This window comes from Ruegeria sp. E1, from assembly GCF_056534225.1.
Map to the genome: position 1 here is coordinate 1 of NZ_JBQFPE010000020.1, position 23332 is coordinate 23332.

Genomic DNA, 23332 nt, shown 5'->3' on the forward strand with positions numbered 1-23332 from the left:
GCGTTTGCCCATCTCATTTGCTGCCCGCATCACGCGGATGGCAATCTCGCCGCGATTGGCGATCAGGATTTTCTTGAAGTCTGTCATTTCACGCTTCCATCAGTTTCGCGTAAGCGCGAAAGGGGGGTTTCATTAAGCATGACATCCCAATCCAGTACATCCGAGGCGTCTGCATATTGGTGTATCATTTCGATCCAACGATCGTAGTCCGAGACCAGATTTAGAACCGGCCAGTCGCTGCCGAACAGCACGCGATCCGGTCCGAACGCACCGACTACTTGGTCCAGATAGGGTCTGAGGTCTTCCAAACCTGCACCCTCGGGGGCCTCAGTCAAAAGGCCCGAGAGTTTGCAGAAGGTATTGGGATGCGCGGCGATGGCCGCGATGTTCTGTGCCCAGTCTTCAAAGCGGCCCCGCGCGAATTCGGGCTTTGCGCAATGATCGACCACAACCCGAAGATCGGGATAGCGGCCCAGAAACGTGTCAAGCACGGGCAAGTGTTTCTGCAAGACAAGCGCATCGAACGTCAGGTTATGTTTTGCGACCGCTGCCAAACCGTCTTTAAGCGCGTGCTGCAGCATCCACTGATCGTCTGCGATGTCCTGAATCATGGGCCGAACGCCCAGGAACTTTGGTGATGCGGCCAATCTCTGCACCGTTTCAGCTGCGATTTCGCTTTCGAGGTCTACCCAGCCAACCACTCCGGCAATCCACGAATGGGTTTGTGCAAGGTCCAGCAGGAACTCGGTTTCGGCGACGTTGTCATCTGCCTGAACGACAATGGTGCCAGTGATTGCGTTGTTTTGCAGAAGCGGCTGTAAATGCTCTGGTTCATAGTCACGATACAGCGCGGGCAGATTTTCGGGCATCCATGCATAACCGCCAAGCGACAGGCGCCAGAAATGCTGATGGGTGTCGATCATCGGTTTTGCGCTCTGATCCATGGCGTTTGTCCTGTGGTGATTAGCGGCTGTCAGTTTGACGCGTCAGGCTTGCGACTTGCCCGTGTAGAAATCGGTCAACTCTTCGGCCAGCGATTTGTAGAGTTGATGCACGTCTTCGATATCCGGAACGTCAAGCTGATCAATCCTCTCCAAAAATGGACAGTTCACGACGCTGATCGCCTGCCCTTCATGGTCCAGCACGGGATAGGCGAGGTTTGTCACCCCAACCGCTGTGGCAGATGGCATTCGCTCATAGCCCCATTCACGGATGCGGGCGACATGTTCCCTGAATTCAACGGTGTCCAGTTCCGGCTCACCCTGCGCCAGCCTGTGATTGACCAGCAATTCGTCAAGTTCGACATCGCTGCGGAAAGCGGCTAGAACGCGCCCGGTACCAGTGTTCCCAAGGCCAATCACGGTTCCGACGCGCAACGCCAGACCCCAGTTCCCGGGCGAGGCGATCGAGGCGACAACAACAATGTCTCCATTGCTCTCCATTCCCATATGGCAGGATTGCCAGGCTTTTCGCGTAACGGCCCGCATTTTGGGTGTTGCCATCTCAAGCAACCGCTCGACCGGAGGATACCTTTGCGAAATCGCAAACATTTTGAGGCTGAGCGAATAGAGATCGTCATCAGACGACCGGATGACGTATCCGCGCCGCACGAGTGTGGACAGCATCCGGTAGATCTCGCTTTGGGACCGATCCAGCGCGCGGGCAATGTCGCCTTGCGCCAGCCCGTCGGCGTGTTGCGATAGCAGTTCGATAATGTCCAACCCTTTCTCAAGGGCAGGGGCGCGATATTTCTCAGAAGCTGCCGACACGTATTCCTCCCACGTCGCGTTTTAGGGCGACTGCCTGAGAAAGTGACTTGAATGCGAGGCAAATGTCAATCTTGATTTATTTGTGAATAAATGTTTTAAATACGAATACAGGCGATGCAGGAGAGTCGCCAAAAGCTAAATCTAGGGAGAAGCACGTGATGAAATCGTCCAGAACAATCAGCGGGTTGCTTGCCAGCTGCGCCGTCATGGCCGCAGGTGCAGCGTACGCCGAATCAGACTGGGGATCTTTCCCCGGGGCCGTGGTTGAAGCCAAGCTGATCGGTGGTCAGCAGTATGAGGGCCTGTACGGCCGCATTGCTGAGTGGGAAGAAGCCACTGGCGCCAAGGTCGATATCATCTCGAAGAAAAGCCACTTTGAGATCGACAAGGAAATCAAGTCGGACATGGCTGCGGGCACGACGTCCTGGTGCGTGGGGTCGAACCACTCGTCCTTTGCGCCTCAGTATGAGGGTCTCTATGTCGACCTGAACGGTCTGGTTCCTGCGGAAACGGTTGCAGAATTCGTTGCAGGAAACATCAACGCCTCAACCGTGAACGGCGAGCTTCTGATGCTGCCGCGCGCGCAGTTTGACGTCTCGGTTCTGTATTACCTCAAGTCGAACTACGAAGACGCCGACAAGGCGGCAGCTTTTAAAGCGGAATACGGTTATGATCTGGCTGTTCCCGAAACATGGGAACAGGTGAAGGATCAGGCGATCTTCTTCGCAGATCCGCCGAACTTCTATGGCACACAATATGCAGGCAAGGACGAGGCCATCGTTGGCCGGTTCTACGAGATGGTCGTGGCCGAGGGCGGCAACTATCTGGACGAAAACAAGAAGCCCATCTTCAACTCGGACGCGGGCCAGCGCGCATTGCAGTGGTTCGTTGACCTCTATGAGGCGCAAGCGGTTCCTGCAGGGACCACGTCGTATGTATGGGATGATCTGGGTCAGGGCTTTGCCAGCGGCACGGTCGCGCTGAACCTGGATTGGCCGGGCTGGGCAGGGTTTTTCAACGATCCTGAATCCTCAAAGGCAGCGGGCAATGTTGGTGTAGCGATCCAGCCGATGGGGTCGGTCACACGCACCGGCTGGTCGGGCCATCACGGCTTCTCGGTCACCAATGACTGCGAAAACAAAGAGGCCGCCGTCTCGCTTGTGAAGTTCCTGACCAGCGAAGACAGCCAGCTGGCCGAATCCGCCGGTGGTTCGCTGCCGACTCGCAGCGCCGTCTGGGAAGCCAACGTGGCCGCAGCGCAAGCCGGTGAAGATCCGTTCCGCGCCGAAGCTCTGGCTGCCTTTGCCGCCGGTGCCGAGTACGCGTTCGCGGTTCCGCCGATCCCGGAATGGGGTGAGACCACCAACATCGTCTTCCCCGAACTGCAAGCTGCTATCGTCGGCGACAAATCTGTTGAGGACGCGCTTAACGATGCCGCCGAAGCGGTGGACGAGCTGATGCGCGAGTCCGGCTACTACTAAAGGCTCCTCCGGCCCAAGCGGGGGTGGCGACGCCCCCGCACCCTTTACTCAATCCAAGGAAAGACGTTATGCGCCGCCGCTTACCGGAGTGGTTTGTCCTTCTGTTGCCTGCTTTCATCATCATGGCAGCCGTTGTTTTGATCCCACTCCTCTTCTCGCTGTATTCCAGCTTTACGCCGTACAAGTTGACGCGCCCGTCGTCGCTTTGGCGCTGGATTGGCACGGCGAACTACGAGAAAATCCTTGGAGACTGGAAATTCTGGTCTGCCTTTGGTCGCACCGTCCTGTTCCTGACTATCGCACTGAATCTTGAACTGCTGCTGGGCCTGGGCATTGCGCTGATGATGAACAAGGTGACATGGGGACAGCGTACCCTGCGCACGATCCTGATGTTCCCAATGATGTTCTCGCCCATTCTTGTGGGTTTTCAGTTCAAGTTTATCTTCAACGATAACATCGGACTGGTGAACAATGTGCTGCAATCGCTGGGCTTCACGGATGCGGCGCTGCCGTGGCTGGTGGATGGCAAGCTGGCGATGTTCTCGATCATCTTTGCCGAGGTCTGGATGAGCACATCCGTCTTTGCCATCCTGATCCTTGCCGGTCTGTTCGCCATGCCGCGCGACCCGCTGGAGGCTGCCAAGGTCGATGGCTGCACCGCATGGCAAACCTTCCGCCATATCACGCTGCCCTTCCTGATGCCGTTCATCTATATCGCTATGACCATCCGCTCGCTGGACGTGGCGCGCGCTTATGACATCGTGCAGATCATGACTGGTGGCGGACCTGCCCGCCGGACCGAGCTGCTGTGGACACTGATGAGCCGCACCGGCTATGTCGACGCCCGCATGGGGCTGGCCAATGCGATGGGCTATGTCTCGATCCTGCTGTCGATTGCCTTCACCATCTATTTCTTCCGCAAACTAAGCGCCGCGCGCGCCGAGTTGGGTATGGGGGGCTAAGCGCATGGACCGCAATAAATCCTACCGCAACCAGCGCCGCCTGATGAATGTGCTGCACCTGACCGGCCTTTTTTTGGTCATGTCGGTGATCTGCATTCCCGGCCTGTGGATCGTGCTGAACTCGTTCCGCCCGACGGTCGAGATTATGGCCAAACCGCCGGTCTGGAGCCCGACCTTCACGCTGGATCACTACCGCGCCATGTTCGGTGGAGCGGGTGAAGGCGGTGTGCCGGTGTTCCAGTACTTCCGTAACTCGCTGATCGTCTCGGTCACGTCGACCGCGATTGCCATCCTAATCGGGATGGGCGGCGGCTATGCCTTTGCGCGCTATCGGTTCAAGTTCAAGAACGGCTATTTCGTTGGCCTGATGCTGTTCCGCGCCGTGCCCGGTGTGGCCCTGTCACTACCACTGTTCATCGTTTTTGCCCGTGTGGGTCTGATCGACACCCATTTCGGTCTGATCCTTGTCTACGTAGCGATGAATGTGCCTTTCACCATCTGGCTGACCGATGGCTTCTTCCGCCAGATCCCCAAGGAACTGCATGAAGCTGCCGAAATCGACGGCTGCACCCGTTGGCAAGCCTTCTGGAGGGTCGAGTTTCCGGTGGCGCGCTCGGGTGTGGCCTCGGCGGCGATCTTCGCCTTCCTGACCTCGTGGAATGAATTCGCGCTAGCCTCACAGCTGACCCGCTCGGTTGGGTCCAAGACGATGCCCGTGGGCCTGCTGGATTTCACCGCTGAATTCACCATCAACTGGGGCGGCATGTGCGCATTGGCCGTGCTGATGATCCTGCCCGCCCTGATCCTGACCTTTATCGTGCAGAAGCACCTGATCGCCGGTTTGACCTTCGGCGGCGTGAAAGGATAACGAAATGACCGAAGTTACACTCAACAACGTCGTCAAGCGCTATGGTAAACAACAGGCCGTGCATGGTATCGACCTGGACATCCATGACGGAGAGTTTCTGGTGCTGGTTGGCCCCTCGGGCTGCGGCAAATCCACCACGCTGCGCATGATTGCGGGGCTGGAGGACATTTCCGACGGAGAGATTTCTATCGGCAACCGGGTGGTCAATGACCTGCCGCCGCGTGAACGCAACATCTCGATGGTGTTCCAGAACTACGCGCTGTACCCGCATATGACGGTACGCGAAAATCTGGGCTTCACGTTGCAGATTGCCAAACGTCCTGAGGCCGAGATCACCAAAGCCGTGACCGAGGCCGCAGCGATCCTTGGGCTGGACGAGTTGATGGACCGCAAACCGGCGGAACTGTCCGGTGGTCAGCGCCAGCGCGTCGCCATGGGCCGCGCCATCGTGCGCCACCCGGACGTGTTTCTGTTTGACGAGCCGCTCTCGAACCTCGATGCCAAGCTGCGCACGCAGATGCGGGTTGAGATCAAGAAGCTGCACCAGCGCGTCGGCAATACCATCGTCTACGTGACCCACGATCAGGTCGAGGCGATGACGCTGGCCGACCGCATCGTGCTGATGCGCGATGGTCATATCGTGCAGGTCGGCACCCCGCTTGAGCTGTTCAATACGCCGGTCAACACCTTTGCTGCGACCTTTATCGGCTCGCCTCCGATGAACCTTGTGGATGGCGTTGTCTCCGATGCGGGAACCATCGTTCTAAGGGATGCGCTCACGGTGCCTGTCCCGACCTCGGCGCGCGATCATGTGCGGGCCGGACAAGCGGTACAGTTCGGCTTCCGTGCCGACAACCTGATGCCGGTCGGCCATGCGGTCGAGGAAAAGGGCGATCTGGTCGATCTGGAACTGCCGGTTGCGCTGGAAGAACCTTTGGGCACCGAAACCCTTCTTTTTGCCGATCTGGCGGGGGTCGAGGTTCAGGCCAAAATGTTCAACCCGCGCCCCGTGCATCCCGGCGAAACGCTGCCGTTCCACCTTGTGCTCGACAAGTGCCACGTCTTCGACGCGGGCACCGGCGAGGCGCTGAGAGGATAAGCAACCGTGGCCACCATCACCCATATCGAACTGCGCATGATCGACCTGATCCCCAAGGTCAAACGGGTCGATGCGATCCAGTCGTTTGTTAGTCAGGAAACGCCCATCGTGACCGTGACGGACAGCGACGGGGCGCAGGGTGTGGGCTATTGCTATACCATCGGCACGGGTGGGTCGTCGGTGATGGCGCTGCTTGAAAAGACGCTGGCGCCCGCGCTGATCGGGCGCGATGCAGACCGTATCGAAGGCATCTGGCGCGATCTGCTGTTTCTGACCCATGCGACGGCGGTGGGGGCGATTACGTCGCTGGCTTTGGCCGCTATTGATACCGCGCTCTGGGATTTGCGCTGCCGTAAACAGGGGCTGCCGCTGTGGAAAGCCGCAGGTGGCACGCGGGATCGTATTCCGCTTTATTCGACCGAGGGCGGCTGGCTGCATCTGGAGACACAGGCCTTGGTCGATGACGCGCTGGCCATGCAGGCGCAGGGGTTCCGGGGCTCTAAGATCAAGATCGGGCGCGAGCATCTGAGTGAAGATGCCGCCCGTCTGGCCGCTGTGCGCGATGCGGTTGGGCCGGGTTATGAAATCCTGACCGATGGCAATCAGGGCTTTACCCTGTCCGAGGCGATCCGCCGGGCGCAGGTCCTGGAAGACTATAATATCGGCTGGTTCGAGGAGCCTCTGCCCGCCGATGACGTCGCAGGTCATGCCGAGCTGTCGCGTCGGACCTCGGTCCCGATTGCCGTCGGCGAAAGCATGTATTCGCTGAGCCAGTTCAAGGACTATCTGCAAGCGGGCGCGGCCAGCATCGTGCAGGTCGATGTGGCGCGGATCGGGGGCATTACCCCGTGGCTGAAAGTGGCGCATTTGGCCGAGGCGTATAACGTCATGGTCTGTCCCCATTTCCTGATGGAATTGCACCTGCCACTGGTCTGCGCCGTGCCGAATGCGAAATGGCTGGAGTACATTCCGCAGCTTGACAGCGTGACCACTGACGCGATGCGCATCGAGGATGGGTTTGCCATTCCGTCAGATGTGCCCGGGCTGGGTATCGCGTGGGACTGGCAGGCCATCGCAGCCCAGTCCTCGCCGATCAAAATCAATGAGGGCAAATAATGCAACGTATGGGCATGGTGATCGGGGTGAAGCCCGAAAAACTGGATGAATACAAGCGTCTGCACGCTGCTGTCTGGCCGGACGTTCTGGCTCAGATCGCCAAAAGCAATATCCGCAATTACACGATTTTCCTACGTGAGCCCGAGAACCTGCTGTTCGGCTACTGGGAATATCACGGCACCGATTTCGAAGGGGATATGGCCCGCATGACGCAAGACCCCAGAACGCAGGAATGGTGGAGTTTTACCGACCCTTGCCAAAACCCGCTGCCCAGCCGCGCCGGAGGCGAGAAATGGGCACCCATGATTGAAGTATTCCACACGGATTGAGGACGACATGACCAAAGCACAGGGCCGTCTGGCCGGAAAGAAAGCGCTGATTACCGCCGCAGGGCAGGGCATTGGCCGCGCCAGCGTCGAGAAATACGTGGCCGAAGGTGCGCAGGTGATTGCCTGCGATATCAATGATGCAACGCTTGCAGAACTGGCCTCAATCGATGGCGTGACAGCCTTGAAGCTGGACGTCACCGAAGCAGATGCTGTGGCCGAGGTCGTCGCGACCGCCGGAGCGCTGGACGTGCTGTTCAACTGCGCCGGTTTCGTTGGGGCTGGCTCGATCCTCGAATGCGACGATAACCAGTGGGATTTCAGCTTTGATCTGAACGTCAAGGCGATGTACCGGCTGGCCAAGCTGGTGCTGCCCGGCATGTTGGAAAATGGCGGCGGCTCGATCATCAATATGTCCTCGGTCGCTTCGTCGATGAAAGGCGTGCCGAACCGCTTCTCGTATTGTGCCTCAAAGGCGGCCGTGATCGGCCTGACCAAATCCATCGCCGCCGACTTCATCACGCAGGGCATCCGCTGCAACGCAATCTGCCCAGGCACCGTCGACAGCCCCAGCCTGCACGACCGCCTGCGCGCCACCGGCGACTATGAACAGGCGATGAAAGACTTCATCGCGCGCCAGCCCATGGGCCGCATCGGCCACGCGGATGAGATTGCCGCCCTGGCCGTCTATCTGGCCAGCGATGAGACCGCATTCACCACCGGACAGACCTTCGCCATCGATGGCGGCTGGACCGTTTGATCAGGGAGATTTGAGATGAAACTGCTGCGTTACGGTCCGGTTGGACAAGAAAAACCCGGCCTGATGGATGAAAACGGCGCGATCCGCGATCTGTCTGGCAAAGTCAGCGACATCGCGGGCGACGCGCTGTCGGATGCCGGGCTTGATGCCCTGCGCGCGTTGGATGTGAATGCGCTGCCCGTGGTCGACGGCGCGCCGCGTATCGGCGCATGCGTCGGTCAGGTGGGCAAGTTCATCTGCATCGGCCTGAACTATGCCGACCATGCCGCTGAATCCGGCATGGCGTTGCCCGAAGAACCAGTGATCTTCTTCAAGGCAACCTCGGCCATCATCGGCCCCGATGACGCCGTGGAAATCCCGCGCAACTCGGTCAAAACAGACTGGGAGGTCGAGCTGGGCGTGGTGATCGGCAAGCACACCAAATACGTCTCCGTCGAGGACGCGCTGGACCACGTGGCGGGCTACTGCGTGATCAATGACCTCAGCGAACGTGACTTTCAGCTGCACCGCTCGGGTCAGTGGGTCAAGGGCAAGTCCGCCGACACATTCGGCCCCATCGGCCCCTGGCTGGTGACGCGGGATGAGGTGCCGGACCCGCAGAACCTGCGGATGTATCTTGAGGTCAATGGCCACCGCTATCAGGACGGTTCGACCAAGACGATGCATTTTGACGTGGCAACCGTGATCTCGCACCTGTCGCAGTTCATGTCGCTGCAGCCCGGCGATGTGATCTCGACCGGGACACCTCCGGGCGTTGGCATGGGGCAAAACCCGCAGACCTATCTGAAGCCCGGCGACACCATGGAGCTGGGGATCGAAGGGCTGGGCGTCCAGCGTCAAACCGTGGAGGCAAGCAAATGACCCGTATCACTGGCATTCGCACCGAAGACCTGCGTTTTCCGACCTCGGACAGTCTTGATGGTTCGGACGCGATGAACCCCGATCCCGATTACTCGGCGGCCTATGTGGTGCTGGAAACCGATGGCGCGCATGAGGGCCACGGCCTGACCTTCACCATCGGGCGCGGCAATGAGATCTGCGTGGCCGCGATCGAGGCGCTTGGCGCGCTGGTCACTGGATTGGAACTGAACTGGATCACCGAAGATATGGGCCGGTTCTGGCGTCATATCACCGGCGACAGCCAGCTGCGCTGGATTGGCCCCGACAAAGGCGCGATCCATTTGGCCACCGGCGCGGTCGTGAACGCTGCGTGGGATTTGTGGGCCAAAGAGGCGGGCAAGCCCGTCTGGCAACTGGTCGGTGAGATGAGCCCCGAAGAGATTGTGCGCCTGATCGATTTCCGCTATTTGACCGACGCGATCACGCCGGATGAAGCGCTGGCGCTGCTGCGAGCCGCCGAGCCTGGAAAACAGGAACGTGTCGTAAAGCTGAAGGCCGAGGGCTATCCCTGCTACACGACTTCGGCGGGATGGCTGGGTTATTCCGACGAAAAGCTGCGCCGCCTGTGCCGCGAGGCCAAGGACGCAGGCTTTACCCACACCAAGTTCAAAGTGGGCCGCGATCTGGATGACGACATCCGCCGCCTGACCATTGCGCGTGAAGTGCTGGGCGAAGACATGAACATCATGATCGACGCCAATCAGGTGTGGGAGGTTGATCAGGCTGTGGATTGGGTCAAGACCCTGTCCTTTGCGCGGCCTTTCTTCATCGAAGAACCCACCAGCCCTGATGATGTGTTTGGCCATAAATCGATCCGAGAAGGGGTCGCTCCAGTCAAGGTAGCCACCGGCGAGATGTGCCAGAACCGGATCATCTTCAAGCAATTCATCAAGGAAGGCGCGATCGACATCGTTCAGATCGACAGCTGCCGGATGGGCGGGTTGAACGAGGTGCTGGCGGTCATGCTGATGGCGGCGAAATACGACTTGCCTGTCTGGCCCCATGCAGGCGGCGTGGGCCTGTGCGAATACGTCCAGCACATGTCAATGATCGACTACATCGCGATCTCAGGCGAGAAAGACAGCAAGCGGATCGAGTTCGTGGACCATCTGCACGAGCATTTCCTGGATCCCTGCGTCGTGAAGAACGGTGCCTATATGGCCCCCGACAAGCCGGGTTTTTCGATCGAAATGAAACCCAACAGCATCAGAGATTTCCGGTTCCTGCCCAAACTGGCAGCGGAATAACCCCCCCGCCGTCTGACCATAAAGGCAATAACAGTCGGGCGGCATATCACCCAACCTTGGAGGAAAGACAAAATGTTTAGCTTTGGTAAAACGGCCTTTGGGGCCGCCTGTATTGTTGCGCTTGGCGCAACGGCTGGTCTGGCGCAGGAAACGCTGCGTTTTGGCCACGTGTATGAGGCCTCGACCCCTTATCATGCCGCTGCTGTGAAAGCCGCCGAGCTGCTCGAGGAAAAGACCGACGGTCGCTATAAGATGGAGGTCTTTCCGGCCTCGCAGCTGGGCAAAGAGGCCGCGCTGAACGAGGCGCTGTCGTTGGGCACGGTCGACGCAATCTATACTGGCGTTGCGTTCCTCGGTCAGTCCTATGGCCCGATCAGCATCTCGGATTATCCCTTCACCATGCGGTCTTATGACCACTGGAAGGCCTATGTGAACTCAGACCTGTTCGATGAGATGGCCAATGAATACAAGAACATCTCGGGCAACACGATTGCGACCATGACCTACTATGGCGCGCGTCATGTCACCTCGAACAAACCGATCCTTGAACCCGGTGACATGGAAGGTCTGAAGATCCGCACGCCGAACGCGCCTGCTTATCAGATGTTCCCGGAAGCAACCGGCGCGAACCCGACACCCATGGCCTTTGCCGAAGTCTATCTGGCCCTGCAGCAAGGTGTTGTGGACGCGCAGGAAAACCCGCTGCCGACGATCCAGTTCAAGAAGTTCTACGAAGTGCAGTCGGACATCAACCTGACCGGCCACATCACCAACTCGCTGGCCGTTGTGGTCTCGCCCGTAACGCTCGGCAAGATGGGCGACGATGGACAGGCTCTGATTGATGCGCTGGCCGAGGCCGCATCGGCCACGTCGGACGAAATCGTCCAGTCCGAGGCCGAACTGGCCGATTGGTTCCGCGAGCAGGGCGTGACCGTGAACGAAGTGGATCGTGCGCCATTCATGGCAGCGGTTGCACCTCTGCTGAGCGGTGACACCGTTCCGTGGGATGCTGAGACCTTCGAACGTCTGCAGGCGATCCAAGAATAAGACGCCCTGCCGGACCCGGCGTCGTTCCGGGTCCGGCCCTTATGCACGAGGTATGTCCCGATGTCCGACGCCCCGCCCGAAATAGACTTTGACGCCCTTGCCGCCGAAGATGACGCGCATTTTCGGAACTATCGCATCACCGTGGCCGATTATGGCCTGCTGGCGCTGTTCGGTTTGCTGTTCGGCGTGGTCTTCTTGCAGTTTTTCACCCGCTATGTGCTGAACGACTCCATCGCCTGGACCGAAGAAGCGGCGCGGTATCTGCTGATCCTTCTGGGTTTTGCCGGTGCGATCCGGTGTCAGGCTGTCGGCAGCCATATCGTGTTGGAATTCGTCGACAAATACTATGGCCGCCTGCTCAGCTGGGTGCATGCCTTTGCACTGATTGCGACCTTCGTTCTGTTCGCTGTCATCATCTGGTCGGCGTGGGAGCTGATCCAGCGCACCTCGTTCCAGCAAATGGTCTCTTTGCCATTCCCAAAATACTACCTGCACACCGCGGTCATGATACTGGCGGTCGGGAATCTGGGGGTTGTCACCTATCAGATCGTCGCGCGGGTGAAGCAGCTTAAAGAAGGTGTCGACAAATGGGCCTGATCATTCTTTTCGTATCCCTGTTCGGCCTGATGCTGATGCGCGTGCCGATCGCGTTTTCGCTGGCACTGTCATCCTTCGCCTATATCCTCTATTCCGGGCTGCCACCGGTGCTGCTGATGCACAACATGGTCAACGGCATGGACAGCTTTCCGCTGCTGGCGATCCCCTTCTTCATTCTGGCCGGAGCGCTGATGAATTCCGCTGGGATCACCGCGCGTATCTTCGCCTTTGCCCGTGCCATCGTTGGCTGGATGCATGGCGGACTGGGTCATGTGAACGTCGGCGCAAGCATCATCTTTGCCGGTATGTCGGGTGCTGCCGTTGCTGATGCAGGCGGGCTTGGTGCGATTGAAATCAAGGCTATGCGTGAAGCGGGCTATGACGACGACTTCAGCGTTGGAGTCACGGCGGCCTCGTCAACCATCGGGCCCATCATTCCACCCTCGTTGCCGCTGGTGATCTTCGGGGTCATGGCCTCGGTCTCGATCGGCAAGCTGTTTGTCGCCGGGATTGTGCCGGGCCTTCTGATGGCGCTGTCGCTGTCGATCATGATCTGGTGGATGTCGCGCACGCGGAACTATCCGCGCGACGTGAACTTCAGCCCTTCGGTCATCGCCACGCGGTTCAAAGCCGCATTTCTGCCGCTGATGACCCCGGTCATCATCGTGGGCGGCATCGTCTCGGGGGCCTTCACCCCGACCGAAGCTGCCATCGGGGCCGCAGCCTATGCGCTGATCCTTGGCACTTTGGTTTATCGCACGCTGACGGTTCGGAAACTGGCCGTGATTTCGTTGGAAACCATCGAGACAACGGCGGCGATCATGATGATAGTGGGGGCTGCCTCGGTCTTTGCCTGGATTTTGACCGCCAATCAGGTCGCCGCGCATTTTGCCGAATTCGTGCTGTCTTTCACCGACAGCAAGGCCGTCGTCCTGTTGCTAATCATGGCCGTGGTCCTGATCGTCGGCCTGTTCATGGAGACCATCGCCGCGATCTCGATCCTTGTGCCGGTACTGATGCCGGTGGCTGCGCAATTTGGCATCGACCCCGTGCATCTGGGCATCATCGTCATCCTGAATCTGATGCTGGGCTTGCTGACACCGCCAGTCGGCATGGTGCTGTTCGTGCTGTCGCGTGTCTCGAAGGTTCCATTCGAACAATGCGTGCGCGCGACCCTGCCATTTCTGGTGCCTTTGCTGGGCGTTCTGCTACTGCTGACCTTTGTGCCATCACTGGTCTTATGGCTGCCAAATCTGCTTTACGGATCGTAAGATCTGGTCAGTTTCTTGGAGACAAAGATGAAAACCAACCAAATTGGTAAGACCGATCTGAAAGTAACTGAACTGTCTTTTGGCTGCGCCAGCATCGGCAACCTCTACCGTGAAGCCTCGGACGCGGATGTAAGGGATGTCCTAAGCACCGCGTGGGACGCCGGAATTCGCTATTTCGACACGGCTCCGCACTACGGGCGCGGCCTGTCGGAACAACGACTGGGGCAATTCTTATCTGGTAAACCCCGGGCAGACTACGTGATCTCAACCAAGGTTGGCCGGGTGCTGTCGCCGGGGCAAGCGATGGCCGAGGCGGACGGGTTCGTAAACCCGCTGCCCAACGACGTACGCTACGACTATTCCGGCGACGGGATCGAGGCTTCGTTGGAAGGCAGTCTGGAACGGCTGCGGACCACCATGGCGGACATCGTATTCGTGCATGACATTGGCACCTATACCCACGGTGCCGACAACTCGGCCCAGATGGAGGCGTTCTTGGGCAGCGGGTACGACCGGCTGGTGAAGCTCAAGGAACAAGGCCGCATCCGCGCCTTTGGTCTGGGAGTGAACGAAAACGAAATCTGTTTGGATATTATGCGCCATGGCCCGATTGACGTCATCCTGCTTGCGGGCCGTCTAACCTTGCTGGACCGCTCGGCCGAAGAGGCGCTGACCGCGCAATGCCAGGTGCAGGGCACCAGCCTTGTCCTGGGCGGTGTCTTGAACTCGGGTATTCTTGCCACTGGACCGATAGAAGGTGCGACTTATGACTATCAGCCGGCATCGCCCGAAGTATTGGATCGGGTCCAGGTGCTGCAGGATAAAGCCGAAGGGCTTGGCCTACCTTTGGCCACAGCCGCGTTACACTTTGCAAAGTCACACCACCTGACATCATCCGTCCTGATTGGCACATCGAAGGCGACAAGTCTGACGCGAAATATCGAAGCTATGGCGCAATCAATACCGGATGAGTTTCACATGGTATTCCGATAGGCGTTTTCTGGGGCATTGAAACTCCGCTTGTCCTTCAGCTATCGATAACAGCAAATGCTAGTTTTTGAGTCTCGCATTTGGATCGTAGAAACTGCACAGCACTTTGGAGCGCGCTAAAATGTTGAAACATGCCTTTTTGTTGTCTGCATTTAATCTCGTGGCGGCCTGCGCAGACAATCCTGATCAAGCTGCAACAACCGTGTCTTGGGAGCAGGCTGTCGACTTGATTAACGGCGGCGATGTGGTCTCAGCGTTTCAGGCACACAATCGCTTGGTAACGCTGAACTTGCGTGATGGTTCGGTCGAAACGGCGTTGGAACCCGAGCTGGATGATCTGTTCGATGCGGTACGTGATTGCGGTACTCCATGTGACACTATCACGTTGGCCTCGGAGTAATCAAATCTGCATCTCAAGCTGGTCGAATGGGGATGGCCTCGGGGTTCATCAGTTCTAGGTAACCCGGGCCACGTCGCCCTGAGCTCCGACCGTTCACTCTACGCTGGGATCAATCAGATGAATGAGACGTGCGGAATGTGTCACAAGCTCTGAGCTTGGATTGACGAGAGGGCTTTTGTCTGGGCCTGTTGCCAAAAAAACAGCTATGATCAGGCATTAGTATGATCTTGTTAAAAAGCACACACTTCCTGAGAGAAGTGAATCTGTATGTCGAATGCTATTACCTTTGATACACGGTGTCGTATCGTGACCTTGGAGAGATCATGGCTGTACGCGGTGCGCAGGTTGATTAGTCCACTCTCAATAGATGAGTCGCGAAATAGTCGCCTCTCGTCGCGTTTCGCGCACAGGCTAGTTTCAGGATTCATAGAAAAGTGGATGGCTAGAGCTGCGAGGGCGATGGCGGAGAAGAAGACCCTGGGGCATCGATCATCACGGTTTTTTCTTCGTCCCGCTAGGCTGTCAGACCGGCTATCATCAGGGCGAAAATACACTTGTCGCTCCACTGCTTCCAACGGATGTAGAGCGTTTTGGGCGGATCGTAGGCAGCAGCAGCGTTACGCCAACGCAAGCCACTGCAGTTGATGAAGATTGTTCCATTCAGCACACGCTTATCGTCCACTCGAGACTTCCCGTGCTACTTCAAAAAGTAAGGTTGCAGACGCGCTATCTGCGCATAAGTCAGCCACAATAGATCGCTCATGTCACGGTACCTTTAATTACGGGACGCTGACTTTAGAAATTTGGGAAAAATCAGTGCTCGATTGTACCTTTAATTTCTGGACTGTATCGCTAATCATCGGACAGAGCCCTTAGTTCGTCGACCAAGTGTCCTGTGGATAAGCCTCGCAGGGATGATTTTGGTTAAAGAAGTAGAAAACCCAGGAGAAAGAGCGCCCGCATATGCACAGGCCAATGTGTTACGTCAAATTCCAGAACTTGAGGAGTCTGTGCAGGAAATAGGACCGTCATTATTGGAAGCGGCCAAGATGATAGGAGCTTCGAAAAGCGCCACATGGAACTTTTCTCGTCTCAAGATTAGTGGTGGACGCTTGAGCTCCTTGCTCCCTAACCGATGCGGTCCGAAGCATGGTTCACGCCGCTTGGAACCGGACGCAGAAAGCATTATCGAGCGCGTTCTATGCCAACACTAACTCGTTCAAGAACCGCCAAGCTTTCGGAACAATGTCATCGAGACCGACCCGTGGCACGGCCCGACAGATGGCGGCGGGGCCTGGTGGGATGTCGGCATCCCCGAGGTCAGTTCCCAACCGGCTGTTCAGGAGGCACGCGCCACCTATGTTGAAAACCTCAAGTCTCAGCGAACCGACTGACAGGAGCTATGGAATATGAGCGTAAAGATCGGGATCTCGCCTATCGCCTGGCAGAATGATGACCTGCCCGACCTCACGGCGGCCTATTCGATGGAACAAGCCCTCCGAGAGGCGCACCAGATCGGCTATTCCGGCGTCGAGCGTGGTCGCAGGATGCCGTCCGAAACAGACGCATTGCGCAGCTATCTGGCGGCCAACGGATTGTCCTTATGTGGCGGCTGGTGCTCGGGCAATTTGATGCTTTCGACTGTTCAGGAAGAAATAAACGCGATACGTCAGCAGGTTAGCCAGTTCGTCGCGCTGCAGGCCCCTTGCCTGGTCTATGCCGAATGTTCGAATACGGTGCAGGGTGACATCAACACCCCACTCAACCGCCGCCCGAAACTGTCCCGTGATATGGTCAGAGCCTATGCGTCAAAACTGTCGGACATGGCCATGTGGATGAAAGACCAGGGTATGGTTCTGGCGTATCATCATCATATGGGATCAATGATCCAGGACGCCGAAGATATCGACTGGTTGATGGATGCCAGCACGGATGACGTCACATTGCTGTTCGACACCGGGCACCTGCATTTCGCCGGGGTCGACGTGATGTCGGTACTGGACAAATGGGGCCATCGGGTCAGCCATGTTCACTTCAAAGACGTGCGTCAAAGCGAGGTTGATCGGGTCTGGGCCGAAGGGGCCAGTTTTCTGGATGGCGTGGTTGCCGGGGCCTTTACAGTACCGGGTGATCCCGAAGGCTGCATTGATTTTCAGGCCGTCACTGACGCACTGGCTCGAATGAACTTTGCGGGCTGGATTGTGGTTGAAGCCGAGCAAGACCCTGGCAAGGCCGAACCCTTTACGTATTCTAAGATGGGGTATGCGCATATCGTTGATATCTGCGCGAAATCCGGTCTTGAGATTGAATCAGCGGCATTGACGAACGGAGAGAAAAACGATGTCTGACCTCTTGAAGAAACCGTTTGGCAAACGTGGAAAAGTGCACGAGATCACTCCGGCCTCCGCGGGCTGGCGCTATGTGGGTTTTGGGCTGTATCGCTTGCGTGCAGGTGACAAGGCCGCCGAAGCAACCGGCAGCAACGAGGTGATCCTCGTGATGGTCGAAGGCAAAGCGAGGATCACCGGGGCAGGGCAGGATTGGGGCGTTCTCGGAGAGCGCCTTGATGTGTTTGAGAAAACGCCGCCACACTGCCTTTATTTGACTGATGGTACGGATTGGGAAGCGGTTGCCGAAACCGATTGCGTTGTTGCTGTTTGCGCCGCACCGGGTAAGGGCGGGCACAAGGCTCGTCGCATCGGTCCCGACGGCATTACCCTGACCGAGCGGGGCAAGGGCACCAACACCCGGTACATCAACAATATCGCGATGGAGAACGAAGATTATTGCGACAGCCTGCTGGTGACAGAGGTCTTTACCCCCGCCGGGCACTGGTCCTCATATCCAAGCCATCGCCATGACGAGGATGATTTTCCCCGGATCACCTACCTGGAAGAGACATATTATCACCGATTGAACCCGGCAGACGGTTTCGGCATTCAGCGCGTCTACACAGACGACGGCCAGCTGGATGAGACGATGACCGTATCTGACGGCGATGTGGTTTGCGTTCCGCGTGGCCATCATCCCTGCGGTGCACCCTACGGGTTCGAAATGTATTATCTGAACGTCATGGCTGGCCCTCTGCGCAAATGGCGTTTTGTGCCTGCCCCACAGGTCAAATGGATCATGGAGCGAGACGGCTAGACACGCAGCGGGCTGATCCCGTCAGGGCTGGGGGAGGGTCCGAAAGAACCGCAGAACGGATTTGATGGCGCCAAACCCCCCTGAAGCTTTTTCTGAAATGGACGCCTGCATCCCGGTTTGCGATACCTGCATCATCGCGAAATTGGCGAATGGGTGGTCGAAAAACAGCTGAATGGTAACGAGCTTGACTTGACGTTCAGCGAAAAGCTGGATTGCGAACTGGTTGAGCGACAGTCAGTGTCGACGCCCTCGGTATCCGATTAACGTTGAGAACCGGCTGAAGGCGACTTCGCTTTGATCGGGTGCACGTCCGGTTCCATTGTCGGCAATATTCAATCGCAAAGAGTTGCTGTCGCAAAGCTATGTAACCGTGGTTCCACAGATGGCCAAAACGATAGCCAATCCAGCTTAGCGCACGATCCCGTCTCTTGCTGAGTCAGACCCTCGATGCTTCAGTCGTTACGACAATGGAACCCGATGACGATAAGTTCCACCGTAGCGGCGGCTTTATCAAATTGATTGATACCAAGGCGTGCGGGGCAGGGGCATGTGCGTTGCAATGCTTTCCTGCAACTGCAAAGCTGTGGTACGCAGAGCGTTGATTACCAGCTCGCGCCTGTTGTCGATCAGAACATTCGCCAGATGAGGGATGGTCAGCGCGGCGATCACCATCTTCCCCGGTACGTGGCGAATAGGGGCCGATATCTCGTTGATCGCCTGACTTTCCGGGCTTCCAAGCGAAATATAGCCTTGCTGCACGCATTCTGTGGCGCGGTCCGAGAATGCCTGAAGGTCACTCAGGCTCTGCTTGGGTGCGATCGTCCCCAGCAGTTTGATCCGATCCGCTTCAACATCCAGCTCGGACAGAAAGCAAGCCCCCACCGAAGTTGCAAAAACCGGGGTTCGATATCCCACCTGAACGGTCACGCCGTAGTTCTGCGATGACGAGACGCTGTTGATGACGATCAGATCCCCCGTGTCGCTGGGCACCCAGAGGTGGTTGGACAGCTCGGTTTCTTCCGCAAGGCGCTCCATATAGGGGCCTGCCAGTTCGGCAAGTTTGCTGTTATCGGTTCTTTCTCCGCCCAGAAGGGCGAGTTTACCGGTCAGTTTATAAAGATCGCCGTCCTGCCGTTCGATATAGCCGCGTTCCTCCAGAACGATCATCATGCGGAAGATTTCGTTCTTGGACCGGCCGATCCCGCTGGCCAGTTGCGACAGGCTGGGCGTGACATCCGAAAGGGACAAAAACTCCAGAATATCCAGACCCTTCTCAAGTGCGGGGGCCGAGTATTTCTGAAGTTTGGTCTTGGTTTCGGACATTCACTGAACCTTTGCTGAGTGTTGTCTTACGAGAAAGCAGCAGGGGCGCAAGCCCCTGTCTGCTCTGCCGGCGCTTCAACGGGAGAAGAAGGAAAGCCGGCGGGGAGAAGCGTTACAGCCCGTTCTTCTTAAGGATCTCGCCTGCATTTTCCGGTGTGATCGCCTCGGTGCCCAGAACCACCGATTTCTCGACCTCTTCCCCTTTGAGGTGCTTCAGTGCCTGACGCAGCCCTTCAGCACCCGGCGTCGGATAGAGGAAGGTCGCGGCCAGTTCGCCGTTGGCAACCCAGGTCACACCTTCGCCCGGCAGACCATCGACACCGATGAAGATAATGTCATCCGCGCGGCCTGCATCTTTGGCCGCCAGATAGGCGCCATAGGCCATCGGGTCGTTGTGGCCATAGACCATGGTGATGTCTTCATAGTTGCGCAGGGCGGTCGACATGATGTCATAGGCCTGATCCTGCTTCCAGTCGCCGGATTGCTTGTCCAGCAGGAAGGTCACGCCTTCTTCGCCTTCAAAGGCAGCGTGGAACGGGTCCGACCGGTCAAAGGTCGCCTGTACGCCAAGCCCGCCATAGATCTCGACGATATTGCCTTTGGCGTTGCCTTTGCCGCCCAGCAGTTCCAGCGCGTATTCACCGGCGGCCTCGCCGATCAGCACATTGTCGCCGCCGACCCACTGCACGAACTTGTCGGTGTCCACGTTGCGGTCCAGAACAAAGACCGGAATGCCTGCATCGGTAGCTTGTTCAACCACACCAGTCAGGCCCGCGGATTCCTTGGGCGAGATCAGGATCGCGTCAACTTCCTGACGGATGAAGTTTTCGACATCCGCGACCTGCTTGTCGGTGCGGTCATTGGCGTCAGAAATCAGCAGTTCGACATTGTCGTGCAAGTCGGCCTCGGCGCGCAGGTCCTTGTTAAACTGAACCCGCCAGGGTTCAACCGTCGTCACCTGAGAAAAGCCGATCACATATTTGTCTTGCGCCCAAGCCACGCTGGCCGTCAAAGCCATCGACATGGCGGTGGCCGTCAACAGGCCCTTGCCAAATGTTCTTCTTTTCATAGTCTACTCCTTAGTCATGATGCGGGTATTTCGATGTCCCGCGTTCTGATTGCGCTCTGACCTTGGTCCGCCAAGATTTAAGGTCAGAGCCTCCTCCCTCTGCCCAGGCGTTCTTTTGCCATGACAAAGATCTCTTCAAATCGCCCTTCCTGAAGCAGGACCGCGACCACGATGATAATGCCCTTGAGGATCAGCTGCGTGTTGCTGTCGATGTTGTTGAGTTGCAGGATGTTGCTGAGAAAGCCGAAAATCAGCACGCCCACAAACGTCCCCATGATCGCGCCTCGGCCACCCATCAGGCTGGTGCCGCCGATGACCACCGCTGCGATGGCGTCCAGTTCCAGACCCAAACCCGCATCCGGTTTTCCCTGCCGGAATTGCGCCACATAAAGCACACCGGCCAGCGCCGAGAGGCCACCCGCAAGCGCATAGGTGACGATTTTGTTGCGACCCACATTGATGCCCGCAAGGCGCGCCGCCTCTTCATTGCCGCCGATGGCCATCAGGTAGCTGCCGAAAGTGGTAAAGCGGGTGATCAGGAAGAACAGCAGCAGCACGGCGAGGAAAAACAGGCCCGGCACCGGCAGGACGCCCCACAGAAGCTCGCGTAGAACTTCGAAGTTTTCGGTCGCGTTGCTGCCGGTATAGACCGGATAGACTGCCGTATCCTGCCCAGCGACGACGCGGGCCAGACCCAACGCGCCGACCATCATGGCCAGCGTCACGATGAAGGGCTGCAACCGGCCATAGACGATCAGAGCGCCGTTCACCGTGCCCATGACAGCGCCGATGCAGGGTACGACGATCAGCACCGCCAGCACGCCGAATTTCGGCATCACCTGACCGGCCAGCCAGATCATGACGCCAATCGCGATGGCGGCGGCGACTAGGCGGCTCAGCATCCGTGAGGGCGCGCTGGTGGTCGCGGCCGTTTCCGAGGTGCGGTTCAGGTTGCTTTGCACGAAATAGATCAACGCGGCGATGGTCACGAACAGGACGATCCCCGTGGCGGGAACCCCGAAATAGCTGGCCGCTGTCCATCCCTCCTGCGTCAGCAGCATGGCGCAGATCACCGTGCCCAAGGCCATGACCGATCCAACAGACAGATCAATCCCGGCGATAAAAATCACCATCGTCATCCCCACGGCCACAATGCCCGTGACCGAGACCTGACGCAGGATATCCGTCAGGTTGCCCAGCGACAGAAAGATGTTGTTGCCTTTGGACGACAGCGGTGAAGTCAGCGCCCCGAACAGGATCAGCGCGACCAAGCCCCAATAAAGTTTAGTCTTGTTCAAAAGCCGCATGAACATCGCGGTGCCGGGATGTTCCTGTTTCACTGTCTGGCTGTTGGGTTCCATAACGGTCATATCTTTTCTCTTATTGGAGTCGCGGCGGTCAGCGGAACTGCATCGCCAGCGCCTTGATCGAATCCACTGTCATCTCGGCGCGCGACAGTTCTCCGGCCAACTGCCCTTCGCATAGCACGATCATGCGGTCGCAGACGGCCATGAATTCCGACAGTTCCGAGCTGGCAAACAGAACCGAGATGCCCTGATCCGCCAGCCGTCCGACCAGATCGTAAATCTCGTCCTTTGCGCCGATATCGATGCCGCGGGTCGGTTCATCCAGCAGCAGAACACGCGGCTGGGTCGCCAGCCATTTGCCCAGAACCACCTTTTGCTGATTGCCGCCGCTCAGATTGCCGACGGCGTGCTCGGGTCCGGTGGCCGCCACCTTGAGCGTTTCGATGGCCTTCAGGGCCTGCTTGCGCTGTTCGGCCTCGGAGTAGCGGCCAAAACGGGATTGCAGAGGCATCAGGGGCAGAGCGACATTCGAGGCGATTGACCGATCAAGGATCAGCCCGTTGCCCTTGCGGTCCTCGGTGATCAACGCCAGCCCGTTGCGCACCCCGTCCTGTGGTTTGACCGGGCGCAGGGGCTTGCCCTCCAGCGTGATCTCGCCCTGATAGGTCGAGCCGCGCGCGCCAAAAAGTGTTTCCAGCAACTCGGTGCGGCCAGCGCCCAGCAGGCCGCCGACGCCTAGTACCTCTCCGCGTTTCAGATCGAACGAGACATCATCCAACACCTTGCGATGACCAGTCCAGGCCGACAGGTTTTCGACCTGTAACACGACCTCGTCGGAGGCCGGGGTCTGACGGTCAACCGCGTTGATCTCGACCGTGCGCCCGACCATCATACGGATCAGTTCTGCCGGTGTGGTCTCGGAGGCCAGCCGGGTGCCGATCAGGTTGCCATCGCGCAGAACGGTGACGCGGTCCGAGATTTCGAACACCTCGTCCATCCGGTGCGAGATATAGACGACCGCCACCCCCTGAAGCGCCAGATCGCGCACCACCTCCATCAGAATATCTGCTTCGGCCTGCGACAGGGCCGAGGTCGGCTCATCCATGATCAGCAGCCGCGCGTTCATCAGCAGGGCGCGGGCGATCTCGACCAGCTGTTGCTCGCCCACGCGCAGATCCTTGACCGGGGTGTCGATATCCAGCGTGAAGCCAAACCGCGACAGCGCCTGCCGAGCCTTTTGCCGCAACGCCTTACGGTCGATGAAGGTGCCGAATTTTCGTGGCTCATGCCCCAGCAAAACATTTTCGGCCACCGTCATTTCGGGGATCAGGCTCAGTTCCTGATGCATGATGACAATGCCATGCTTTTCCGCATCGCGCGGCGCGTCGAATGCGACCGTTTCACCGTCGATCTGGAAGGTGCCGAATGTCGGTTTCTGCACGCCGCTGATGATCTTGACCAGCGTGCTTTTGCCCGCGCCGTTTTCCCCCATCAGCGTGTGAATTTCACCGCCATCAAAGGTCAGGTCCACATCGCGCAGCACCGAAATGCCTGAAAATGACATGCCGATCCCGTTTAGAGACAGGGTGATCTGGCTTTCCGTTCCGCGCTGCGCGCGCAATGCCGATTGCACTTTCGTCATTACAGCGCCTC

23 protein-coding genes and 1 pseudogene are annotated in these 23332 nt (G+C 58.0%); 16 read left to right on the forward strand and 8 right to left on the reverse strand.

Going from position 1 to position 23332, the window contains the following annotated elements; translation table 11 throughout:
• The 3 genes from ACR0FG_RS19405 to ACR0FG_RS19415 all read right to left on the reverse strand — a co-directional run.
• A partial coding sequence (locus tag ACR0FG_RS19405; RefSeq protein ID WP_480893511.1) for a biotin carboxylase N-terminal domain-containing protein occupies window positions 1–87 on the reverse strand: 87 nt, incomplete at its 3' end.
• The gene (locus ACR0FG_RS19410) at window positions 84–944 is read right to left on the reverse strand and encodes an amidohydrolase family protein (RefSeq protein WP_480894866.1); all 861 of its coding nucleotides are present in this window, start codon (window positions 942–944) and stop codon (window positions 84–86) included. The genes ACR0FG_RS19410 and ACR0FG_RS19405, both read right to left, overlap by 4 nt.
• 42 nt (window positions 945–986) lie before the next feature.
• Window positions 987–1769: an IclR family transcriptional regulator gene (locus ACR0FG_RS19415; RefSeq protein WP_480894867.1), complete on the reverse strand. Its 783-nt coding sequence runs from the start codon at window positions 1767–1769 to the stop codon at window positions 987–989.
• A 158-nt stretch (window positions 1770–1927) separates the two neighbouring features.
• On the opposite strand from ACR0FG_RS19415, the gene ACR0FG_RS19420 reads away from it, so the two are divergent.
• The 14 genes from ACR0FG_RS19420 to ACR0FG_RS19485 all read left to right on the forward strand — a co-directional run bounded on the left by ACR0FG_RS19420 (window position 1928) and on the right by ACR0FG_RS19485 (window position 14833).
• Window positions 1928–3250 (forward strand): extracellular solute-binding protein, encoded by a 1323-nt coding sequence (locus ACR0FG_RS19420; RefSeq protein ID WP_480894869.1) that lies wholly within the window; start codon window positions 1928–1930, stop codon window positions 3248–3250.
• Window positions 3251–3318: 68 nt separating this feature from the next.
• Window positions 3319–4212, forward strand: a complete 894-nt coding sequence (locus ACR0FG_RS19425; protein WP_480534367.1) for a carbohydrate ABC transporter permease — start codon at window positions 3319–3321, stop codon at window positions 4210–4212.
• A 4-nt stretch (window positions 4213–4216) separates the two neighbouring features.
• Window positions 4217–5080 carry a carbohydrate ABC transporter permease gene (locus tag ACR0FG_RS19430; RefSeq protein WP_480894871.1) on the forward strand — a complete coding sequence of 288 codons (864 nt, stop codon included), beginning with the start codon at window positions 4217–4219 and terminating at the stop codon, window positions 5078–5080.
• Between the two features lie 4 nt (window positions 5081–5084).
• Complete coding sequence (locus tag ACR0FG_RS19435; RefSeq protein ID WP_480894873.1) at window positions 5085–6179, forward strand: ABC transporter ATP-binding protein; 1095 nt, start codon at window positions 5085–5087, stop codon at window positions 6177–6179.
• A gap of 6 nt (window positions 6180–6185) precedes the next feature.
• Window positions 6186–7295 (forward strand): mandelate racemase/muconate lactonizing enzyme family protein, encoded by a 1110-nt coding sequence (locus ACR0FG_RS19440; RefSeq protein WP_480894875.1) that lies wholly within the window; start codon window positions 6186–6188, stop codon window positions 7293–7295.
• Window positions 7295–7624 (forward strand): L-rhamnose mutarotase, encoded by a 330-nt coding sequence (locus ACR0FG_RS19445; RefSeq protein WP_480894877.1) that lies wholly within the window; start codon window positions 7295–7297, stop codon window positions 7622–7624. Before ACR0FG_RS19440 ends, ACR0FG_RS19445 begins: the two co-directional genes overlap by 1 nt.
• Window positions 7625–7631: 7 nt before the next feature.
• Complete coding sequence (locus ACR0FG_RS19450; protein ID WP_480894878.1) at window positions 7632–8381, forward strand: SDR family oxidoreductase; 750 nt, start codon at window positions 7632–7634, stop codon at window positions 8379–8381.
• A gap of 15 nt (window positions 8382–8396) precedes the next feature.
• Window positions 8397–9242, forward strand: a complete 846-nt coding sequence (locus ACR0FG_RS19455) for a fumarylacetoacetate hydrolase family protein (protein WP_480894880.1) — start codon at window positions 8397–8399, stop codon at window positions 9240–9242.
• A complete protein-coding gene (locus tag ACR0FG_RS19460) occupies window positions 9239–10528 on the forward strand; it encodes an L-fuconate dehydratase (protein ID WP_480894881.1) in 1290 nt (429 codons plus the stop codon). Before ACR0FG_RS19455 ends, ACR0FG_RS19460 begins: the two co-directional genes overlap by 4 nt.
• Before the next feature lie 72 nt (window positions 10529–10600).
• Window positions 10601–11575, forward strand: a complete 975-nt coding sequence (locus ACR0FG_RS19465) for a sialic acid TRAP transporter substrate-binding protein SiaP (RefSeq protein ID WP_480894884.1) — start codon at window positions 10601–10603, stop codon at window positions 11573–11575.
• A gap of 60 nt (window positions 11576–11635) precedes the next feature.
• Entirely contained in the window at window positions 11636–12172 is a 537-nt protein-coding gene (locus ACR0FG_RS19470; RefSeq protein ID WP_480894886.1) for a TRAP transporter small permease, read from the forward strand.
• Window positions 12163–13443, forward strand: a complete 1281-nt coding sequence (locus tag ACR0FG_RS19475; protein WP_480894888.1) for a TRAP transporter large permease — start codon at window positions 12163–12165, stop codon at window positions 13441–13443. The genes ACR0FG_RS19470 and ACR0FG_RS19475 overlap by 10 nt, the downstream gene beginning before the upstream one ends.
• A gap of 27 nt (window positions 13444–13470) precedes the next feature.
• Window positions 13471–14436 carry an aldo/keto reductase gene (locus tag ACR0FG_RS19480; RefSeq protein ID WP_480894890.1) on the forward strand — a complete coding sequence of 322 codons (966 nt, stop codon included), beginning with the start codon at window positions 13471–13473 and terminating at the stop codon, window positions 14434–14436.
• Between the two features lie 118 nt (window positions 14437–14554).
• On the forward strand, window positions 14555–14833 hold the full coding sequence (locus ACR0FG_RS19485; protein ID WP_480894892.1) for a hypothetical protein: 279 nt from the start codon (window positions 14555–14557) through the stop codon (window positions 14831–14833).
• Between the two features lie 517 nt (window positions 14834–15350).
• On the opposite strand, the pseudogene ACR0FG_RS19490 reads toward ACR0FG_RS19485, so the two are convergent.
• Window positions 15351–15596: pseudogene (locus ACR0FG_RS19490) on the reverse strand (transposase); the annotation flags it as partial.
• A 646-nt stretch (window positions 15597–16242) separates the two neighbouring features.
• Between ACR0FG_RS19490 and iolE the strand changes: the two are divergent.
• Both iolE and iolB read left to right on the forward strand, forming a co-directional pair.
• On the forward strand, window positions 16243–17181 hold the full coding sequence (iolE, locus tag ACR0FG_RS19495; protein ID WP_480894893.1) for a myo-inosose-2 dehydratase: 939 nt from the start codon (window positions 16243–16245) through the stop codon (window positions 17179–17181).
• Window positions 17174–17980: a 5-deoxy-glucuronate isomerase gene (iolB, locus tag ACR0FG_RS19500; protein ID WP_480894894.1), complete on the forward strand. Its 807-nt coding sequence runs from the start codon at window positions 17174–17176 to the stop codon at window positions 17978–17980. Before iolE ends, iolB begins: the two co-directional genes overlap by 8 nt.
• 510 nt (window positions 17981–18490) lie before the next feature.
• On the opposite strand, the gene ACR0FG_RS19505 is transcribed toward iolB, so the two are convergent.
• The 4 genes from ACR0FG_RS19505 to ACR0FG_RS19520 all read right to left on the reverse strand — a co-directional run bounded on the left by ACR0FG_RS19505 (window position 18491) and on the right by ACR0FG_RS19520 (window position 23321).
• Window positions 18491–19303 carry an IclR family transcriptional regulator gene (locus ACR0FG_RS19505; RefSeq protein WP_480894896.1) on the reverse strand — a complete coding sequence of 271 codons (813 nt, stop codon included), beginning with the start codon at window positions 19301–19303 and terminating at the stop codon, window positions 18491–18493.
• Between the two features lie 112 nt (window positions 19304–19415).
• Window positions 19416–20372, reverse strand: coding sequence for a substrate-binding domain-containing protein (locus tag ACR0FG_RS19510; RefSeq protein WP_480894898.1), 957 nt, complete (start codon window positions 20370–20372; stop codon window positions 19416–19418).
• A gap of 83 nt (window positions 20373–20455) precedes the next feature.
• A complete protein-coding gene (locus ACR0FG_RS19515; protein WP_480894899.1) occupies window positions 20456–21742 on the reverse strand; it encodes an ABC transporter permease in 1287 nt (428 codons plus the stop codon).
• Window positions 21743–21770: 28 nt separating this feature from the next.
• Complete coding sequence (locus ACR0FG_RS19520; protein WP_480894901.1) at window positions 21771–23321, reverse strand: sugar ABC transporter ATP-binding protein; 1551 nt, start codon at window positions 23319–23321, stop codon at window positions 21771–21773.
• Between the last annotated feature and the right edge of the window lie 11 nt (window positions 23322–23332).

Bases quoted from the DNA above. Each gene is read 5' to 3' on its own strand.
- ACR0FG_RS19410 (WP_480894866.1), bottom strand. From the start codon at position 944: ATGGATCAGAGCGCAAAACCGATGATCGACACCCATCAGCATTTCTGG.
- ACR0FG_RS19420 (WP_480894869.1), top strand. From the start codon at position 1,928: ATGAAATCGTCCAGAACAATCAGCGGGTTGCTTGCCAGCTGCGCCGTC.
- ACR0FG_RS19425 (WP_480534367.1), top strand. From the start codon at position 3,319: ATGCGCCGCCGCTTACCGGAGTGGTTTGTCCTTCTGTTGCCTGCTTTC.
- ACR0FG_RS19430 (WP_480894871.1), top strand. From the start codon at position 4,217: ATGGACCGCAATAAATCCTACCGCAACCAGCGCCGCCTGATGAATGTG.
- ACR0FG_RS19435 (WP_480894873.1), top strand. From the start codon at position 5,085: ATGACCGAAGTTACACTCAACAACGTCGTCAAGCGCTATGGTAAACAA.
- ACR0FG_RS19445 (WP_480894877.1), top strand. From the start codon at position 7,295: ATGCAACGTATGGGCATGGTGATCGGGGTGAAGCCCGAAAAACTGGAT.
- ACR0FG_RS19450 (WP_480894878.1), top strand. From the start codon at position 7,632: ATGACCAAAGCACAGGGCCGTCTGGCCGGAAAGAAAGCGCTGATTACC.
- ACR0FG_RS19455 (WP_480894880.1), top strand. From the start codon at position 8,397: ATGAAACTGCTGCGTTACGGTCCGGTTGGACAAGAAAAACCCGGCCTG.
- ACR0FG_RS19460 (WP_480894881.1), top strand. From the start codon at position 9,239: ATGACCCGTATCACTGGCATTCGCACCGAAGACCTGCGTTTTCCGACC.
- ACR0FG_RS19465 (WP_480894884.1), top strand. From the start codon at position 10,601: ATGTTTAGCTTTGGTAAAACGGCCTTTGGGGCCGCCTGTATTGTTGCG.
- ACR0FG_RS19470 (WP_480894886.1), top strand. From the start codon at position 11,636: ATGTCCGACGCCCCGCCCGAAATAGACTTTGACGCCCTTGCCGCCGAA.
- ACR0FG_RS19475 (WP_480894888.1), top strand. From the start codon at position 12,163: ATGGGCCTGATCATTCTTTTCGTATCCCTGTTCGGCCTGATGCTGATG.
- ACR0FG_RS19480 (WP_480894890.1), top strand. From the start codon at position 13,471: ATGAAAACCAACCAAATTGGTAAGACCGATCTGAAAGTAACTGAACTG.
- ACR0FG_RS19485 (WP_480894892.1), top strand. From the start codon at position 14,555: ATGTTGAAACATGCCTTTTTGTTGTCTGCATTTAATCTCGTGGCGGCC.
- iolE (WP_480894893.1), top strand. From the start codon at position 16,243: ATGAGCGTAAAGATCGGGATCTCGCCTATCGCCTGGCAGAATGATGAC.
- iolB (WP_480894894.1), top strand. From the start codon at position 17,174: ATGTCTGACCTCTTGAAGAAACCGTTTGGCAAACGTGGAAAAGTGCAC.
- ACR0FG_RS19505 (WP_480894896.1), bottom strand. From the start codon at position 19,303: ATGTCCGAAACCAAGACCAAACTTCAGAAATACTCGGCCCCCGCACTT.
- ACR0FG_RS19510 (WP_480894898.1), bottom strand. From the start codon at position 20,372: ATGAAAAGAAGAACATTTGGCAAGGGCCTGTTGACGGCCACCGCCATG.
- ACR0FG_RS19515 (WP_480894899.1), bottom strand. From the start codon at position 21,742: ATGACCGTTATGGAACCCAACAGCCAGACAGTGAAACAGGAACATCCC.
- ACR0FG_RS19520 (WP_480894901.1), bottom strand. From the start codon at position 23,321: ATGACGAAAGTGCAATCGGCATTGCGCGCGCAGCGCGGAACGGAAAGC.